This window comes from Pseudomonas sp. ABC1, assembly GCF_013395055.1.
GTDB lineage: Bacteria > Pseudomonadota > Gammaproteobacteria > Pseudomonadales > Pseudomonadaceae > Stutzerimonas.
The window spans coordinates 2,917,432-2,933,403 of the sequence record NZ_CP058349.1 but is presented as its reverse complement, the minus strand read 5'-3'; the positions used below and the strand labels follow the sequence as shown (position 1 = coordinate 2,933,403).

Here is a 15,972-nt window from a genome sequence, read left to right as displayed (position 1 = left end):
TTGGCGAAAAGATCGCCCGCTGTCTTTCGTCCAGCCTCCGACACCTTTATAGCAGCAGGCTGCATCGACTCACTTGAAGGCGATTTCGTCGCCCTCGACCGTGGCGGTGATCGTCTGCCCCGGCGCGAAGTCGCCGGCGAGGATACGCTGCGCCAACGGGTTCTCGATCCAGCGCTGGATGGCACGCTTGAGTGGGCGCGCACCATAGACCGGGTCGTAACCGACGGCGATCAGTTTCTCCAGCGCCTCGTCGCTCAACTCCAGGCCCAGCTCGCGCTCCGCCAGACGCTGGCGCAGGCGCGCCAACTGGATACGCGCGATACCGCCGATCTGTTCCTTGCCCAGCGGATCGAACACCACCACTTCGTCGATACGGTTGATGAACTCCGGACGGAAGTGAGTGCTCACCGCATCCATTACCGCCGCACGCTGGGCATCCGGGTCGCCGACCAGCTCCTGGATCTGTGCCGAGCCGAGGTTGGAGGTCATTACCACCACCGTGTTGCGGAAGTCCACGGTACGCCCGTGACTGTCGGTCAGGCGGCCATCCTCGAGCACTTGCAGCAGGATATTGAAGACATCCGGGTGCGCCTTCTCCACCTCATCCAGCAGCACCACCGAGTAAGGCTTGCGCCGTACCGCCTCAGTCAGGTAACCGCCCTCTTCATAACCGACATATCCGGGCGGCGCACCGATCAGGCGCGCGACCGAGTGCTTCTCCATGAACTCGGACATGTCGATACGGATCATCGCCTCGTCGGTGTCGAAGAGGAACTCCGCCAGCGCCTTGCACAGCTCGGTCTTGCCGACCCCGGTCGGGCCGAGGAACAGGAAGGAACCACTGGGACGATTCGGGTCGGCCAGGCCTGCCCGCGAACGGCGCACCGCATTGGCCACGGCGACCACCGCATCGTGCTGGCCGATGACCCGCTGGTGCAGCTCATCCTCCATGCGCAGCAGCTTGTCGCGCTCGCCTTCGAGCATCTTGGCCACCGGAATGCCGGTCCACTTGGAGACCACTTCGGCGATTTCCTCGTCGGTGACCTTGTTACGCAGCAACTGGTTCTCGGACTTTCCGTGCTGGTCGACCATCTGCAGGCTGCGCTCGAAGTCGGGAATGATGCCGTACTGCAACTCGGCCATGCGCGACAGATCACCCTTGCGCCGTGCCGCTTCCAGCTCGGCCCGTGCCTGCTCGATCTTCTGCTGGATCTGTGCCGAGCCCTGCACTTCGGCTTTCTCGGACTTCCAGATTTCCTCCAGGTCGGCGTATTCCTTCTCCAACTTGGCGATTTCTTCTTCCAGCTTGGCGAAACGCTTACGGGTGGCTTCGTCGTCTTCACGCTTGAGCGCCTCGCGCTCGATTTTCAACTGGATCAGGCGACGGTCGAGGCGATCCAGCTCCTCCGGCTTGGAGTCGATCTCCATGCGGATGCGGCTGGCGGCCTCGTCGATCAGGTCGATGGCCTTGTCCGGCAACTGGCGGTCAGTGATGTAGCGGTGCGACAGCTTGGCGGCGGCGATGATCGCACCGTCGGTGATGGTCACGCCGTGGTGCACCTCGTAGCGCTCCTTGAGGCCACGCAGGATGGCGATGGTGTCCTCCTCGCTCGGCTCGTCCACCTGGACCTTCTGGAAGCGGCGCTCCAGCGCGGCATCCTTCTCGATGTACTGGCGATACTCGTCCAGCGTCGTGGCGCCCACGCAATGCAGTTCGCCGCGCGCCAGGGCCGGCTTGAGCATGTTGCCGGCATCCATCGCGCCTTCAGCCTTGCCGGCGCCGACCATGGTGTGCAGCTCGTCGATGAACAGGATCACCCGCCCTTCCTGCTTGCCCAGTTCGTTCAGCACCGCCTTCAGGCGTTCCTCGAACTCGCCACGGAACTTGGCACCGGCGATCAGCGCGCCCATGTCCAGCGCCAGCAGGCGCTTGTCCTTCAGGCCATCGGGCACTTCACCGTTGACGATACGCTGGGCCAGCCCTTCGACGATGGCGGTCTTGCCCACGCCCGGCTCGCCGATCAACACCGGGTTGTTCTTGGTCCGGCGCTGCAACACCTGGATGGTGCGGCGGATTTCATCGTCACGACCGATCACCGGATCGAGCTTGCCGTCCTCGGCCCGCTTGGTCATGTCGACCGTGTACTTGTCCAGCGCCTGGCGCGACTCTTCGGCATTGGGGTCGTTGACCGCATCGCCACCCCTCAGGTTGGCGACGGCATTCTCCAGCGCCTTCTTGCTCACGCCCTGGCCCAGCAGCAGTTTGCCCAGGCGGGTGTTGGTATCCAGCGCGGCGAGCAGCACCAGTTCGCTGGAGATGTATTGGTCGCCCTTCTGTTGGGCCAGCCGGTCCGCCTGGTTGAGCAGGCGCGCCAGGTCAGGCGACATGCTCATGTCGCCCGTGGGGTTCTGTAGCTTCGGCAGTTGCTCAAGCTCCTTGGTCAGCGCTTGGCGCAAGGAGTTGATCTCGAAACCCACCTGCATCAGCAGCGGCTTGATCGAGCCGCCCTGTTGCTCCAGCAGGGCCTGCATCAGGTGCAATGGCTCGATCGATGCGTGATCGAGGCCGACTGCGATGGACTGGGCGTCCGAAAGGGCAAGCTGCAACTTGCTGGTCAAACGGTCTATGCGCATGGGGTCATCCTCAACGAGTAGAGCGGAGCAGCACTCGATTCAGCATAGCCCCGCGTGATGAAGACTAGATGAGGATGATTGACGCGGATTCAAGCCTCGAGCAGCAAGTTCGAGGCCCGTGTAGCATCGCAGCGCAGCGAATACAGGTATTCCGTTGTGCACCGCAGGGTGCGCCACGCGCACCTGAAACGCGTGATCGCTCGGTGCGCGCGGCGCACCCTACGCTCGTGGCGGCACTAGAGCGCCAGCAGGCCGATCGCCAACGGCAGCAGCACGGCGGTCATCACGCCCATCAGGCTCATGGCCAGGGCCGCGAAAGCACCGCATTCCTCACTTTCTTGCAACGCCTGGGCCGTGCCCACTGCGTGGGCGGTCAGCCCCAGCGCCATGCCCCGCGCCGCAGCACTGCGTACACCGAACAGGCTCAGCAATTGTGGACCGAAGATCGCCCCGAGGATGCCGGTGATCATCACGAACACCGCCGCCAGCGCCACCACGCCGCCAAGCTGTTCGGCCACCAGCATGGCGATGGGCGAAGTCACCGACTTGGGCGCCAGGGTCATCAGGATCATCCGGTCGATGCCGAACAGCCAGGCCAGCAGCATGCCCAGCGCCGTCGCCGCGACACCGGCGATAACCAGCGTCAGCAGGATCGGCGCGAACAGCTCACGGATACGCCGCAGGTTCAGGCACAGCGGCACCGCCAGCGCCACCGTGGCCGGGCCCAGCATCACCGTCAACCACTGGGCGCTGCGGCTGTATTCGGCATAGGTGATGCCACAGGCCAGCAATATGCCGATCACCAGGCTCATGGACAGCAACACCGGCTGCAGGAATACCCAGCGCGTCTTGTCATAGGCGGCCTGGGCCAACTGGAACGCCGCCAGGGTGATACCGACGCCGAACAGCGGGTGATGAATGACGGCCTGGATCGCCGCATGCCATTGCAGAGTCATCATGCTTGCTCCTGACGTCGGGCCTGGCGGCGAATCAGCACTTGCATCAGCCAGCCGGTGAAGACCAGCGACAGCGCCAGGGAAATCACCAGCACACCGACGATAGCCCAGAAATATTCGAGGATTTCACTCGCGTAGGCCATCACGCCCACCGCCGGCGGCACCAGCAGCAACGGCAGGTAGCGCAGCATGCTGCTGGCCGCCAGTTGCAGCGGCTCACTGACGTGCCCGCGCACCAATAGAAAGGAGAACAGCAGCAACAGGCCAATGATCGGTCCCGGCAGAATCGGCAGGAACAGGACATTGAGCAGCGTGCCCAATAATTGGAACAGGACCAGCCAGGTCAGACCTCGCAACAACATGTGCGCCTCCAGCAGCGTCTTCGGTACGTCGCGAGGCATCATACGCCTGCGGCATCGGCTGCGCAGGCGGCACACGACCGAGCGAAAACCGGATCAGGTCTTTTGCAGCGCGCAGCCCCCCCATTTGCCCTGCCCTGACCATTGGGGTAGCTTTGCCGCACAGTCGCCCGGCGCGACCTGTCTTCATCATTCCCCATTTCCCCTTCGTCACGGACATTTCGCTTCCATGGCTCAATACGTCTACACCATGCACCGGCTGAACAAGGTGGTTCCGCCCAAGCGTGAAATTCTCAAGAACATCTCCCTGTCGTTTTTCCCTGGCGCCAAGATCGGTGTGCTGGGCCTGAACGGCGCGGGTAAATCCACCCTGCTGCGCATCATGGCCGGGGTCGACACCGAGTTCGACGGCGAGGCCCGCGCCATGCCCGGACTGAACGTCGGCTACCTGCCACAGGAACCGCAACTGGATCCGGACAAGAGCGTGCGCGAGATAGTCGAGGAAGCCGTCGGCGTGATCAAGGACGCCCAGGCACGCCTGGACCAGGTCTACGCCGCCTATGCCGAGCCGGATGCCGACTTCGACGCCCTGGCCGCCGAACAGGCGAAGCTGGAAGCGATCATCCAGGCCGCCGACGGCCACAACCTGGAGCGCCAGTTGGAAGTCGCCGCCGACGCCCTGCGCCTGCCGCCATGGGATGCGCGTATCGGCCACCTGTCCGGTGGCGAGAAGCGCCGCGTGGCGCTGTGCCGCCTGCTGCTGTCGGCCCCGGACATGCTGCTGCTGGACGAACCGACCAACCACCTGGACGCCGACTCGGTGGCGTGGCTGGAGCGCTTCCTGCACGACTTCCCCGGCACCGTGGTGGCGATCACCCACGACCGTTACTTCCTCGATAACGTCGCCGGCTGGATTCTCGAACTCGACCGTGGCGCGGGCATCCCGTACGAAGGCAACTACTCCGGCTGGCTGGAGGCGAAATCCGACCGTCTGGCCCAGGAGTCGAAGCAGCAGTCGGCCCACGAAAAGGCCATGAAGGAAGAATTGGAGTGGGTGCGCAAAGGCGCCAAGGCCCGCCAGTCGAAATCCAAGGCTCGCCTGCAACGCTTCGAAGAAATGCAATCGCAGGAATTCCAGAAGCGCGCCGAGACCAACGAGATCTACATCCCTGCGGGTCCGCGCCTGGGCGACAAGGTCATCGAGTTCAAGAACGTCACCAAAGGCTATGGCGACCGTGTACTGGTCGAGAACCTGTCCTTCAGCATGCCCAAGGGCGCCATCGTCGGCGTGATCGGCGGCAACGGCGCCGGCAAGTCCACGCTGTTCCGCATGCTGATGGGCAAGGAACAGCCGGACTCGGGCAGCATCGAGATCGGCGAGACCGTGCAACTGGCCTGCGTCGACCAGAGCCGCGAAGACCTGGATGGCAGCAAGTCCGTCTGGGAAGCGGTTTCCGATGGCCTGGACATGATCCGCATCGGCAACTACGAGGTGCCGTCGCGTGGCTATGTCGGTCGCTTCAACTTCAAGGGCGCCGACCAGCAGAAGTTCGTCAAGGACCTCTCCGGCGGTGAGCGCGGGCGCCTGCACCTGGCCCTGACCCTGAAGGAAGGCGCCAACGTGCTGCTGCTCGACGAACCGTCCAACGACCTCGACGTGGAAACCCTGCGTTCGCTGGAAGAAGCCCTGCTGGACTTCCCCGGCGCGGCCATCGTGATCTCCCACGATCGCTGGTTCCTTGACCGCGTGGCGACCCACATCCTCTCCTACGAGGACGATGGCGTGGTGTTCTTCGAAGGCAACTACACCGAGTACGAAGCCGACCGCAAGAAGCGCCTCGGCGACGCTGCCGCCCAGCCGCACCGGGTAAGGCACAAGAAACTGGCGTAATGGCACGCCTGCCCGCAAGGTGCTTGCGGGCAGGCGACCTCACGGACGAGCTCCGCTTTATTGATAGCCAGGGATTTCTCGCACACTGGACGTACTCCATTAATTGGAGACGGGCGCCAAACGTTCCATCACAGGTGCAGATCTCGAGCGAAAAGTCACATCACCCCTGCGACATTTACGCACAGCAATAACGTACGGACATACCCGGATACAGCACCAGCACGGCACGGTGAAAAAGGCGCCAGGATAGCCGGAACGGCAACCTGCAAGGCCCTCCTGCCAGGCTGCAAGCCGCGTGAGCACTGCATTGCGCACCAACATGAAACATACGACGCCACAAATGTGTGCAGGAAAAAATCCTGAAAAGACCCTCTCGGAATCGAGATAAACCGCTTTAAATGCACCATTTTAGTGCTTTTTCTTGCTCCAACTGATTTCACGTCACCAACTGCGCGCACCACATCTGCGCGACAAATCTTCGACATTGCACTTCCACGGTGCAAAACAACTTTGCTAAAGTCGCCGCCCGCTTTTTTTCCATGACTGCCGGTGGCGGTCCGCCGAGGGCTCTTAACATGACTGAAACCCTTCATGCCTTTCTCGCACGACTGAAGCAGCGCGACCCCCACCAGCCGGAATTCCACCAGGCGGTGGAAGAAGTCCTGCGCAGCCTCTGGCCATTCCTCGAAGCCAACCCCAAGTACCTGCGCGACGGCATCCTGGAGCGCATGGTCGAGCCGGAGCGTGTCATCACCTTCCGCGTACCGTGGGTCAACGATCAGGGCCAGGTCCGCGTCAACCGTGGCTTCCGCGTACAGATGAGCAGCGCCATCGGCCCGTACAAGGGCGGCCTGCGCTTCCACCCGTCGGTCAACCTCGGCGTACTCAAGTTCCTCGCCTTCGAACAGGTCTTCAAGAACTCCCTGACCTCCCTGCCCATGGGCGGCGGCAAAGGCGGTTCCGACTTCGATCCGAAGGGCAAGAGCGACAATGAAGTGATGCGTTTCTGCCAGTCCTTCATGACCGAGCTGTATCGCCACGTGGGCGCAGACGTCGACGTACCGGCGGGCGACATTGGTGTTGGCGGCCGCGAGATCGGCTACCTGTTCGGCCAGTACAAGCGCCTGTCCAACCAGTTCACCTCGGTTCTGACCGGCAAGGGCATGCCCTACGGCGGCAGCCTGATCCGCCCGGAAGCCACTGGCTACGGTTGCGTGTACTTCGCCCAGGAAATGCTCAAGAGCACCCAGAGCGGCTTCGACGGTCGCAGTGTGGCTATCTCCGGCTCGGGCAACGTGGCCCAGTACGCCGCGCAGAAAGTCCTCGAGCTGGGCGGCAAGGTCATCTCCCTGTCCGACTCGGCCGGCACCCTGCACATCCCGCAAGGCCTGACCGAAGAGCAGTGGGAATACCTGATGGACCTGAAGAACGTCCGTCGTGGTCGCCTGGAAGAAATGGCCAAGCACTTCGGCCTGCCGTTCCTCGCCGAACAGCGCCCCTGGTCGCTACCTTGCGACATCGCCCTGCCCTGCGCCACCCAGAACGAACTGGACGGCGAAGACGCCCGCACCCTGCTCAAGAATGGCTGCATCTGCGTCGCCGAAGGCGCCAACATGCCGTCGACCCTGGAAGCGGTGGACCTGTTCATCGAAGCCGGCATCCTCTACGCACCGGGCAAGGCCTCCAACGCCGGCGGCGTCGCGGTCAGCGGCCTGGAAATGAGCCAGAACGCCATGCGCCTGCTGTGGACCGCTGGCGAGGTGGACACCAAGCTGCACAACATCATGCAGTCCATCCACCATGCCTGCGAAACCTACGGCGAGCGCAACGGCAAGGTGAACTACGTGGACGGTGCCAACATCGCCGGCTTCGTGAAAGTCGCCGATGCCATGCTGGCGCAAGGCGTGGTCTGACCCTCCGGTAAAGCCTGCCCTCCCCGACGGGGAGGGCTCCTCCGGTGGCTACCAGTAGTTCTCCACGGCCACCTGCCCCGGCCTCCTGGTCAACGCCAGGTTCAAGTCGCGGGTCTTCAATAGCGTGCGCGTATCTTCGATCATCTGCGGGTTGCCGCAGATCATGATGCGCGAATGCTCGGGCGTCAGCTCCAGCCCCGCCGCCCGCTCCAGCTCGCCATTCTCGATCAGCGCAGTGATACGCCCCTGCAAGGCGCCCGGCACCTGTTCGCGAGTGACCACCGGCAAGTACAGCAGCTTGTCCCCCAGCCCCTCCAGGTAATCGCGCTGCGGCAGTTCGGCGATCAACGCCTGATAAGCCAGTTCACGCCCTTCGCGAGCGCTGTAGACCAGCACGATGCGCTCGAAGCGCTGCCACGCCTCGAAGTCCTGCAGGATGGAAATGAATGGTGCCACCCCGGTGCCAGTCGCCAGCAACCAGAGGTCGCGTCCATCGGGAAAGCGGTCGAGGGTGAGGAAGCCGAACGCCTGCTTGTCCACCAGCAGTTCGTCGCCGACCTGCAAACGGCTCAGTTCGCTGGTGAACTCGCCGTCCGGCACCACGATGGAGAAGAAATCCAGGAACTCGTCATGCGGTGCCGACACCATCGAATAGGCCCGCCAGACGATCGAACCGCTCGCCTTGCGCACGCCCAGGCGCGCGAACTGCCCGGCCTTGAAGCGAAACCCCGGGTCGCGGGTGGTGCGCAGCGTGAACAGGCTGGGCGTCAGGGTCTGCACGTCGAGCAAACGCTGGCGGGTGAACTTCTCGTCACTCACGGTCATACTTCTTTCCTTACGAGCCTTGGAACCTGGCGGCGGCGCCGGCCAGGGTTCATTGATACCTCATCCGGGTACAGACAAACACCGCCGGTTATCATGCCTATTCTAAACAGCCATTTTGCCAGTCTCGATCTGGTTCGCCACCCCGAGCAACCCAACGAGCCCTTGCAGGCGTTCGATGCCGCCGACGAGTACCTGCTCGACCACCTGCACCAGCAGGGCCTGGCCTCCGGTTCACGCATCCTGATCCTCAACGACAGCTTCGGCGCCCTCGCCTGCTCACTTGCGGCCCACGCCCGGGTTTGCAGCAGTGGCGACTCGCACCTGGCCCGTCTGGCGCTGGAAAAGAACCTGGCGCGCAACAGCCTGCCCGCCGACGGCCTCCCCTTCATCGAAGCCAGTGAAGTGGCCAAAGGGCCGTTCGACCACGTACTGATCCGCGTACCCAAGACCCTGGCACTGCTGGAGGAACAACTGATCCGCCTGCATGGCCACCTGGCCCCCGGCGCGCAGGTGGTGGCAGGCGCCATGATCAAGCATCTGCCACGGGCCGCTGGCGACCTGCTGGAGCGCTATATCGGCCCGGTCCAGGCGTCGCTGGCGGTGAAGAAGGCGCGCCTGCTGACCGCCACGCCGGAGAGCAAACCCGAACCGCACTCGCCCTACCCGAGCCGCTACCGTATCGAGCAGCCATCGTTGGAACTGCTCAACCATGCCAACCTGTTCTGCCGCGAGGGCCTGGATATCGGTACGCGCGCCCTGCTGCCACACCTGCCCACGGGCCTCGGCGAGCAACGGGTCGCCGACCTCGGCTGCGGCAACGGCATCCTCGGCATCGCCTGCGCCCTGGCCAACCCGCAGGCGCGACTGACCCTGGTCGATGAAAGCTACATGGCCGTGCAGTCGGCACGACAGAACTGGCAAGCCGCACTGGGCGAGCGCCCCGTGGAGATTCGCGCCGACGACGGCCTCGCGCAGCAGCCAGCGGGCTCCCTCGACCGGGTGCTGTGCAACCCGCCCTTCCACCAGCAGCAGGTGGTCGGTGACTTCCTCGCCTGGCGCATGTTCCAGCAGGCACACAAGGCGCTGGCGGCAGGTGGCGAACTCTTGCTGGTGGGCAACCGCCACCTGGGCTATCACCTGAAACTGAAGCGCCTGTTCGGCAACTGCCGGCAGGTCGCCGCCACACCGAAATTCGTCATTCTCGCCGCGCGAAAACAACCATGAACGACTCCACGACACGCCTGCAGCAGGCCCTTGAACGCTACGATGCCTACAACGCCCAGGATCCGAACACCTTCGAGTGGCAGGGCGAGGTCCATCCACGTGAGCTGTTCCTGTCGCGCAAGCGCCACGAATGGGTGCTGACACTGGCCCCGCACGCCGACGAAGCGCTGATCCTCGCAGCCCGCAGCCAGCACATCGGTCGCTGGGAAATGCCCCGGGACAGCTACCCCGAGGGCCGCATCGGCTATCTGCAATGGCGCAAGGACCTGATGCTCCACCACGCCGAGCATTCGGCGCGGATACTGCGCGAACTCGGCTACACGGAGCCGTTGATCGAACGGGTTCGGCAGATCATCCAGAAGAAGGGCATCAAGACCGACGCCGACGTGCAGGTCATCGAAAACGCCCTGTGCCTGGTATTCCTGCAATACCAGTACGAGCCCTTCCACCAGGAGTACCCGGACAAGATCGTCGACATCCTGTGCAAGTCCCTGCGCAAGATGGACGCCAGCGGTCACGCGCAGGCGCTGACGCTCGACTATTCCGAAAAGGGCCTGGAACATATCCAGCAAGCCCTGGCGGCGCTGGCCACGAAGCCGGTATAACCCGCCCGCATCACGATAAAGGCCGGGAACAACCGGCGCCCTTTTGTTTGGTTTTCAGGTTTTCCATGAGTCAGTCACCTTTCGACCCCACGACATACAGCAGCCAGCTCGAAGCCAAGCGCCAGCGCCTGATCGAGCTGTTGACCCCGTTCGATGCACCGCAACCGGAGGTCTTCGAGTCGCCACGCGAGCATTACCGCCTGCGCACCGAGTTCCGCCTGTGGCGCGAGGACGGCCAGCGCCACTACGCCATGTTCGCACCGGGCGACAAGCACACGCCGATCCTGATAGAGCAGTTTCCCGTCGCCAGCCGTCTGATCAACCAGTTGATGCCGCGCCTGAAAAGCGCCTGGCAAGCCAGCGAGACGCTGGGCTTCAAGCTGTTCCAGGTGGAATTCCTCACCACCCTGACCGGCGATGCGGTGATTACCCTGGCCTACCACCGCCCCCTGGACGATGCCTGGCAGGCCGCCGCCCAGGCGCTGGCCGACGAACTGCGCGTCAGCATCGTCGGGCGCTCCCGCGGTCAGCGGCTGGTGATTGGCCGTGACCACGTGCGTGAAACGCTGAATGTGGCGGGCCGCGACTACCACTACCGGCAACCCGAAGGCGCCTTCAGCCAGCCCAATGGCGAGGTCTGCCAGAAGATGCTCGGCTGGGCCTTCGATGCCCTCGGCCAGCGCGACGACGACCTGCTGGAGCTGTATTGCGGCAACGGCAACTTCACCTTGCCGCTGGCCACGCGAGTGCCCAAGGTCCTGGCCACCGAGATCAGCAAATCCTCGGTGAACGCCGCACTGGCCAACCTGGCCGACAACGGCATCGACAACGTGACCCTGGTGCGCCTGTCCGCCGAGGAGCTGACCCAGGCACTCAACGAGGTGCGACCCTTCCGCCGCCTGGCCGGCATCGACCTGAAAAGCTTCGACTTCGGCACCGTCTTCGTCGACCCGCCCCGTGCCGGCATGGACCCGGACACCTGCGAACTGACCCGCCGCTTCCCGCGCATCCTGTACATCTCCTGCAACCCGGAGACACTGGCGCAGAACCTCGCCCAACTGCACGACACCCACCGCATCAGCCGCTGCGCGCTGTTCGACCAGTTCCCCTACACCCATCACATGGAAGCGGGAGTGCTGCTGGAACGGCGCTAAACCGCAAGGCCCGCCGCCTGGCACGGACCAGCGACTACCACCCACCTCCGTCGCTACCACTTCCTCCCCCTCTCCCGCCCGCGGGAGAGGGCCGGGGAGAGGGGAAAGAGGCTTCATCCGATTGACCTGCCACTTTTGGCCTGTAGCCTGTAGCCTGTGCAGCCAAAGACAGTCCCTGGAGATCCATGCCCATGCGCCGCCTGATCCTTATCCCGCTTCTGTTCGCCGGCCTGGCCCAGGCCGCCGACACCCTGAGCATCGATGTCTACCGCGACCCCAACTGCGGTTGCTGCAAGGCCTGGATCAGCCACTTGCAGGACAACGGCTTCGACGTCCATGACCATGTCGAAAGCGACATGGCATCGATCAAGAACAAATACGGCGTCCCGCATCGCCTCGGCTCATGCCATACCGGCGTGATCGACGGCAAGTTCGTCGAAGGCCACGTACCGGCCGCCGACATCCTCAAACTACGCCAGCAACCCGACCTGATCGGCGCGGCAGTGCCCGGTATGCCGCTTGGCTCGCCCGGTATGGAAATGGGCGACCGTCGCGATGCCTACCAGGTCATTGGGCTCGACCAGCAGGGACGTGAGCAGGTTCTCAACAGCTACCCCGCCAACTGATACGGAACGGATAGACAACCATGCGCTGGAAGCGGGCTCGACGCAGTGACAACGTGGTGGATGCCAGGAGCAGCGGCGGCTCGCGCGGCCTGGGTGGCGGGCGCCTGGGACTGGGCGGCATCGCCCTGGTCGTCGTACTGGGCCTGCTGATGGGCCAGGACCCGTTGCAGATCCTCGGGCAACTGGCCGGCCAGATGGACACGAGCGGCACCACCACGCAGCAGCAGGGCGCTCCCGCCAGCAGCGAAGACCCGCAGGTGGATTTCGTCCGCGCCATCCTCGGTGATACCGAAGACACCTGGCGCGCCATCTTCCAGCGCTCCGGCGAGCAATACCGCGATCCGCAACTGGTGCTGTTCCGCAATGGCGTCAACTCCGCCTGTGGTTTCGCCAGCTCCGCCGTCGGCCCCTTCTACTGCCCCGGCGACCGCAAGGTCTACCTGGACCTGCAATTCTTCGAGGAAATGGCCAAGCGCTTCTCTGCCACCGGGGATTTCGCCCAGGCGTACGTGATCGCCCATGAAGTGGGCCACCATGTGCAGACCCTGCTGGGCGTCTCGCAACAGGTGAACCAGGCCCGCCAGCGTGGCGCGAAGATGGAGGGCGCCAATGGCCTGCTGGTGCGCCAGGAGTTGCAGGCCGACTGCTTCGCCGGGGTCTGGTCGCACCATGCCCAGGCACGCCACGACTGGCTGGACGAAGGCGACCTGGAGAAAGCCCTGAACGCCGCCAGCGCCATCGGCGACGACCGCCTGCAACAGCAGAGCCAGGGCCGGGTGGTTCCGGACGCCTTCACCCACGGCACCTCGGCGCAGCGCGTCCGCTGGTTCCGCGCAGGCTCCGAACATGGCGACCCGCTGCGCTGCAACACCTTCGACGCCAGAACACTCTGAACACGCAAGCCACGCGGGGGGCGCCGCGCGCACCTGAACGATGGGCTCGCGTACCTCGGTGCGCATGGCGCACCCTACCGCGTACAGCGGGCAACTAGCCCAGCAATGCCTGGAGTGCCGTGCAATCGACGGCATGGTGATCGGTCAGCTCGGGCCAGGGATTGTCGGGCGAGTTGACCAATACGCTGCGTGCGCCCGCCGATCGGGCACATGCCAGGTCGAAGCGATAATCGCCCACCATCACCAGCGTCTGCGGCCTTACGCCCCAGTTCTCGGCCAGGTTCAACAACCCCTCGGGATCGGGTTTCGGGGCCGCCTCGTCGCGCCCGAGAATATCCGCGGCATCGAAGAATTCATCCATACCCAGCGTGCGCAGGGTCAGCAACGCCAGGTCATGGGCATTGCGCGTCAGGATGCCCAACCGGCAACCACGCCGCTGCAAGGCGCTCAGCAGCTCATGGGCGCCCGGTGCAGGACGGGCAGCACGGGCCAGCTCATGCTCATGTTCGTGCAACCAGGCACGCTTGCGCGCTGCCTCGTCCAGCGGCAGCGCGGCCAGGTGCTGGAGAATGTCGTCCTCCGCAGGGATAGCCAGGGCTTGGCGGATCGCGGCGAAATCGTGCACGGCGACCGTCAGGGTGCCATCCATGTCGAAGACCCAGTGGCGCGCCTGACTCAGGCTCACTTCCAGTCCTCGCGCACACGCATCAGCCCTTCCTGGGCCACCGAGGCCACCAGTTCCCCGGCACGGTTGAAGATACTGCCGCGCACGAAGCCCCGCGCATTGCCCGACCAGGGGCTGTCGACGGCGTACAGCAGCCAGTCGTCCATACGTACGTCGCGGTGGAACCAGATGGCATGGTCCAGGCTGGCCAACTGGATGAAGCGGCTCCACGAGCTGACGCCATGGGGCTGCAGCGCAGTGCCGATAAAGCTGAAGTCGGAGGCATAGGCCAGCAGGTATTTGTGCAGCGCCGGGTTGTCCGGCAACTGGCCGTCGGCGCGGAACCACAGGTAGCGCACCGGCTCGATCGGTTTCGGGTTGCACGGGTCCTGGCGGGTGACCGGGCGGATCTCGATCGGCTTCGGGCGCTTGAGTTTTTCCGCCACGCGCTCCGGCACACCGGCGCTCAACTGGCGCAGCAGGTCCCATTCACTGGGCAGGTCATCCGGCCCGACCACATCAGGCATCTGCAACTGGTGGTGGTAGCCGGCCTCTTCGGCCTGAAAGGAAGCGCTGCAGGTGAAGATCGCACTGCCGCGCTGTATCGCCGAGACCCGGCGAGTCGAGAAGCTGCCACCATCACGCACCCGGTCGACCATGTAGAGGACTGGCTCGTTTGAGTCGCCGGGGCGCAGGAAATAGCCATGCAGAGAGTGCACATGCCGCTTCGCCGAGACCGTCTGGCTGGCCGCTGACAGCGCTTGCCCCAGCACCTGCCCACCGAACAACTGGCGGAATCCCAGGTCCTGGCTGGCGCCACGGAACAGGTTTTCCTCGATCTTCTCCAGCGACAGCAGGTTCACCAGCGTATCGAGTGTATCGGTCATCTTGTTTTCCTCAGGGCACGGGCACCCGGCCATGTTACGGATAAAGCGGAAATATCGACAACCGCTCGCAGCCGTTACAATCAGCGCCCCTCGACCCAGGCTGCGCCCATGAACCTCGTCCAGACCGCCCGCAATGTCGCCATCATCGGCGCTGGCCCCGCCGGCCTAATGGCCGCCGAAACCCTGGCCCTGCGCGGCATTTCCGTCGACCTGTACGACGCCATGCCATCGCCCGGACGCAAGTTCCTGCTGGCGGGCGTGGGCGGCATGAACATCACCCATTCAGAAGCGTTCGAACCTTTCCTCGCCCGTTACCGCGAGCGGGCAACCGAGCTGCGACCCATACTCGATGCCTTCCCGCCAGGGCAGTTGTGCGAGTGGATTCATGGGCTGGGTATCGACACCTTCGTCGGCAGCTCCGGGCGTGTCTTTCCCACCGACATGAAGGCCGCCCCACTGCTGCGCGCCTGGCTCAAGCGCCTGCGCGAAGCAGGCGTACGACTGCACACACGCCACCGCTGGACTGGCTGGGCAGCGGACGGCAGCCTGCGTTTCGACAGCCCGGACGGCCCGCTGTCGGCCACCCCCTCGGCCACCCTGCTGGCACTGGGTGGTGGCAGTTGGCCCAGGCTTGGCTCCGATGCCGGCTGGATGCCCCTCCTCGCCGCACGGGGTATTGGACTGGCGGCACTGCAACCTGCCAATTGCGGTTTTGAGGTAGCGGGCTGGAGCAGCTTGCTGAAGGAACGCTTCGCCGGCGCGCCGCTCAAGAACGTCATGCTGACCGTGACAGGCCAGCCGCCGCGCAAGGGGGAGTTCATCCTGACCGAGCATGGCCTGGAAGGCAGCCTGGTCTACGCGCTGTCGGCAGAGATTCGCAATGAAATCACGCGCAATGGCCACAGCCGTATCCTGCTCGACCTGCTGCCGGAGCGCACCCAGGAAAACCTTGCAAAAGCCCTGGGCAAGCCGCGCGGCAGCCAGTCGATGGGCAAGCACATCCGGCGCCAGACCGGACTCGAAGGCGTGAAGAGCGCCTTGCTGCATGAATGCCTGGACGCTGCCGTGTTCAACGATCCCCTGGCATTGGCGGCGGGCATCAAGGCCTTACCGATCGACCTGCTGCGCCCCCGTCCGCTGGAAGAAGCCATCAGCAGCGCTGGCGGCGTACCCTTCGAAGAACTGGACAGCAGCCTGATGCTGCGCAGATTGCCGGGGGTGTTCTGCGCGGGCGAAATGCTCGACTGGGAAGCGCCCACTGGCGGCTACCTGCTGACGGCCTGCTTCGCCAGCGGACGGGCAGCAGCGCAGGGCCTGCTGCGCTGGCTGGAGGCCTGACAG

General features: G+C 64.3%; 14 protein-coding genes. 8 read left to right on the top strand and 6 right to left on the bottom strand.

What is annotated here, in order from left to right:
* Window positions 1-69: 69 nt before the first annotated feature.
* From clpB to HW090_RS12840, 3 genes are all read right to left on the bottom strand, one after another.
* Window positions 70-2,634, bottom strand: coding sequence for an ATP-dependent chaperone ClpB (gene clpB / locus HW090_RS12850; protein ID WP_179113898.1), 2,565 nt, complete (start codon window positions 2,632-2,634; stop codon window positions 70-72).
* Between the two features lie 236 nt (window positions 2,635-2,870).
* Window positions 2,871-3,593: an LrgB family protein gene (locus HW090_RS12845; protein WP_179113897.1), complete on the bottom strand. Its 723-nt coding sequence runs from the start codon at window positions 3,591-3,593 to the stop codon at window positions 2,871-2,873.
* Entirely contained in the window at window positions 3,590-3,952 is a 363-nt protein-coding gene (locus HW090_RS12840; RefSeq protein WP_179113896.1) for a CidA/LrgA family protein, read from the bottom strand. The genes HW090_RS12845 and HW090_RS12840 overlap by 4 nt, the downstream gene beginning before the upstream one ends.
* A 226-nt stretch (window positions 3,953-4,178) precedes the next feature.
* Between HW090_RS12840 and ettA the strand changes: the two genes are divergently transcribed.
* Window positions 4,179-5,840 (top strand): energy-dependent translational throttle protein EttA, encoded by a 1,662-nt coding sequence (gene ettA, locus HW090_RS12835; RefSeq protein ID WP_179113895.1) that lies wholly within the window; start codon window positions 4,179-4,181, stop codon window positions 5,838-5,840.
* Between the two features lie 575 nt (window positions 5,841-6,415).
* The gene (gene gdhA / locus HW090_RS12830; RefSeq protein ID WP_179113894.1) at window positions 6,416-7,753 is read left to right on the top strand and encodes an NADP-specific glutamate dehydrogenase; all 1,338 of its coding nucleotides are present in this window, start codon (window positions 6,416-6,418) and stop codon (window positions 7,751-7,753) included.
* 48 nt (window positions 7,754-7,801) lie between these two features.
* On the opposite strand, the gene HW090_RS12825 is transcribed toward gdhA, so the two are convergent.
* Window positions 7,802-8,578 (bottom strand): ferredoxin--NADP reductase, encoded by a 777-nt coding sequence (locus HW090_RS12825; protein WP_179113893.1) that lies wholly within the window; start codon window positions 8,576-8,578, stop codon window positions 7,802-7,804.
* Window positions 8,579-8,671: 93 nt separating this feature from the next.
* Between HW090_RS12825 and HW090_RS12820 the strand changes: the two genes are divergently transcribed.
* The 5 genes from HW090_RS12820 (at window position 8,672) to HW090_RS12800 (ending at window position 13,080) form a co-directional block, all read left to right on the top strand.
* The gene (locus tag HW090_RS12820) at window positions 8,672-9,802 is read left to right on the top strand and encodes a methyltransferase (RefSeq protein WP_179113892.1); all 1,131 of its coding nucleotides are present in this window, start codon (window positions 8,672-8,674) and stop codon (window positions 9,800-9,802) included.
* Complete coding sequence (locus tag HW090_RS12815) at window positions 9,799-10,407, top strand: DUF4202 domain-containing protein (protein WP_179113891.1); 609 nt, start codon at window positions 9,799-9,801, stop codon at window positions 10,405-10,407. The genes HW090_RS12820 and HW090_RS12815 overlap by 4 nt, the downstream gene beginning before the upstream one ends.
* A gap of 65 nt (window positions 10,408-10,472) precedes the next feature.
* Entirely contained in the window at window positions 10,473-11,561 is a 1,089-nt protein-coding gene (trmA, locus tag HW090_RS12810; RefSeq protein ID WP_179113890.1) for a tRNA (uridine(54)-C5)-methyltransferase TrmA, read from the top strand.
* Window positions 11,562-11,752: 191 nt separating this feature from the next.
* Window positions 11,753-12,187 carry a DUF411 domain-containing protein gene (locus HW090_RS12805; protein ID WP_179113889.1) on the top strand — a complete coding sequence of 145 codons (435 nt, stop codon included), beginning with the start codon at window positions 11,753-11,755 and terminating at the stop codon, window positions 12,185-12,187.
* 20 nt (window positions 12,188-12,207) lie between these two features.
* Window positions 12,208-13,080, top strand: coding sequence for a neutral zinc metallopeptidase (locus HW090_RS12800; RefSeq protein WP_179113888.1), 873 nt, complete (start codon window positions 12,208-12,210; stop codon window positions 13,078-13,080).
* A 94-nt stretch (window positions 13,081-13,174) separates the two neighbouring features.
* On the opposite strand, the gene HW090_RS12795 is transcribed toward HW090_RS12800, so the two are convergent.
* Together HW090_RS12795 and tesB are read right to left on the bottom strand one after the other, a co-directional pair.
* Window positions 13,175-13,729, bottom strand: a complete 555-nt coding sequence (locus HW090_RS12795; protein ID WP_373416397.1) for an HAD family hydrolase — start codon at window positions 13,727-13,729, stop codon at window positions 13,175-13,177.
* Between the two features lie 32 nt (window positions 13,730-13,761).
* Window positions 13,762-14,631, bottom strand: coding sequence for an acyl-CoA thioesterase II (tesB, locus tag HW090_RS12790; RefSeq protein ID WP_179113886.1), 870 nt, complete (start codon window positions 14,629-14,631; stop codon window positions 13,762-13,764).
* Window positions 14,632-14,739: 108 nt separating this feature from the next.
* Here tesB and HW090_RS12785 point away from each other — a divergent pair, with 108 nt between their 5' ends.
* Window positions 14,740-15,969, top strand: coding sequence for a TIGR03862 family flavoprotein (locus HW090_RS12785; protein WP_179113885.1), 1,230 nt, complete (start codon window positions 14,740-14,742; stop codon window positions 15,967-15,969).
* Window positions 15,970-15,972: the final 3 nt, after the last annotated feature.

What these genes read in the sequence shown, in the direction of transcription:
- clpB (WP_179113898.1), bottom strand. Translation starts at nt 2,634, where the DNA reads ATGCGCATAGACCGTTTGACCAGCAAGTTGCAGCTTGCCCTTTCGGAC.
- HW090_RS12845 (WP_179113897.1), bottom strand. Translation starts at nt 3,593, where the DNA reads ATGATGACTCTGCAATGGCATGCGGCGATCCAGGCCGTCATTCATCAC.
- HW090_RS12840 (WP_179113896.1), bottom strand. Translation starts at nt 3,952, where the DNA reads ATGTTGTTGCGAGGTCTGACCTGGCTGGTCCTGTTCCAATTATTGGGC.
- ettA (WP_179113895.1), top strand. Translation starts at nt 4,179, where the DNA reads ATGGCTCAATACGTCTACACCATGCACCGGCTGAACAAGGTGGTTCCG.
- gdhA (WP_179113894.1), top strand. Translation starts at nt 6,416, where the DNA reads ATGACTGAAACCCTTCATGCCTTTCTCGCACGACTGAAGCAGCGCGAC.
- HW090_RS12825 (WP_179113893.1), bottom strand. Translation starts at nt 8,578, where the DNA reads ATGACCGTGAGTGACGAGAAGTTCACCCGCCAGCGTTTGCTCGACGTG.
- HW090_RS12820 (WP_179113892.1), top strand. Translation starts at nt 8,672, where the DNA reads ATGCCTATTCTAAACAGCCATTTTGCCAGTCTCGATCTGGTTCGCCAC.
- HW090_RS12815 (WP_179113891.1), top strand. Translation starts at nt 9,799, where the DNA reads ATGAACGACTCCACGACACGCCTGCAGCAGGCCCTTGAACGCTACGAT.
- trmA (WP_179113890.1), top strand. Translation starts at nt 10,473, where the DNA reads ATGAGTCAGTCACCTTTCGACCCCACGACATACAGCAGCCAGCTCGAA.
- HW090_RS12805 (WP_179113889.1), top strand. Translation starts at nt 11,753, where the DNA reads ATGCGCCGCCTGATCCTTATCCCGCTTCTGTTCGCCGGCCTGGCCCAG.
- HW090_RS12800 (WP_179113888.1), top strand. Translation starts at nt 12,208, where the DNA reads ATGCGCTGGAAGCGGGCTCGACGCAGTGACAACGTGGTGGATGCCAGG.
- HW090_RS12795 (WP_373416397.1), bottom strand. Translation starts at nt 13,729, where the DNA reads ATGGATGGCACCCTGACGGTCGCCGTGCACGATTTCGCCGCGATCCGC.
- tesB (WP_179113886.1), bottom strand. Translation starts at nt 14,631, where the DNA reads ATGACCGATACACTCGATACGCTGGTGAACCTGCTGTCGCTGGAGAAG.
- HW090_RS12785 (WP_179113885.1), top strand. Translation starts at nt 14,740, where the DNA reads ATGAACCTCGTCCAGACCGCCCGCAATGTCGCCATCATCGGCGCTGGC.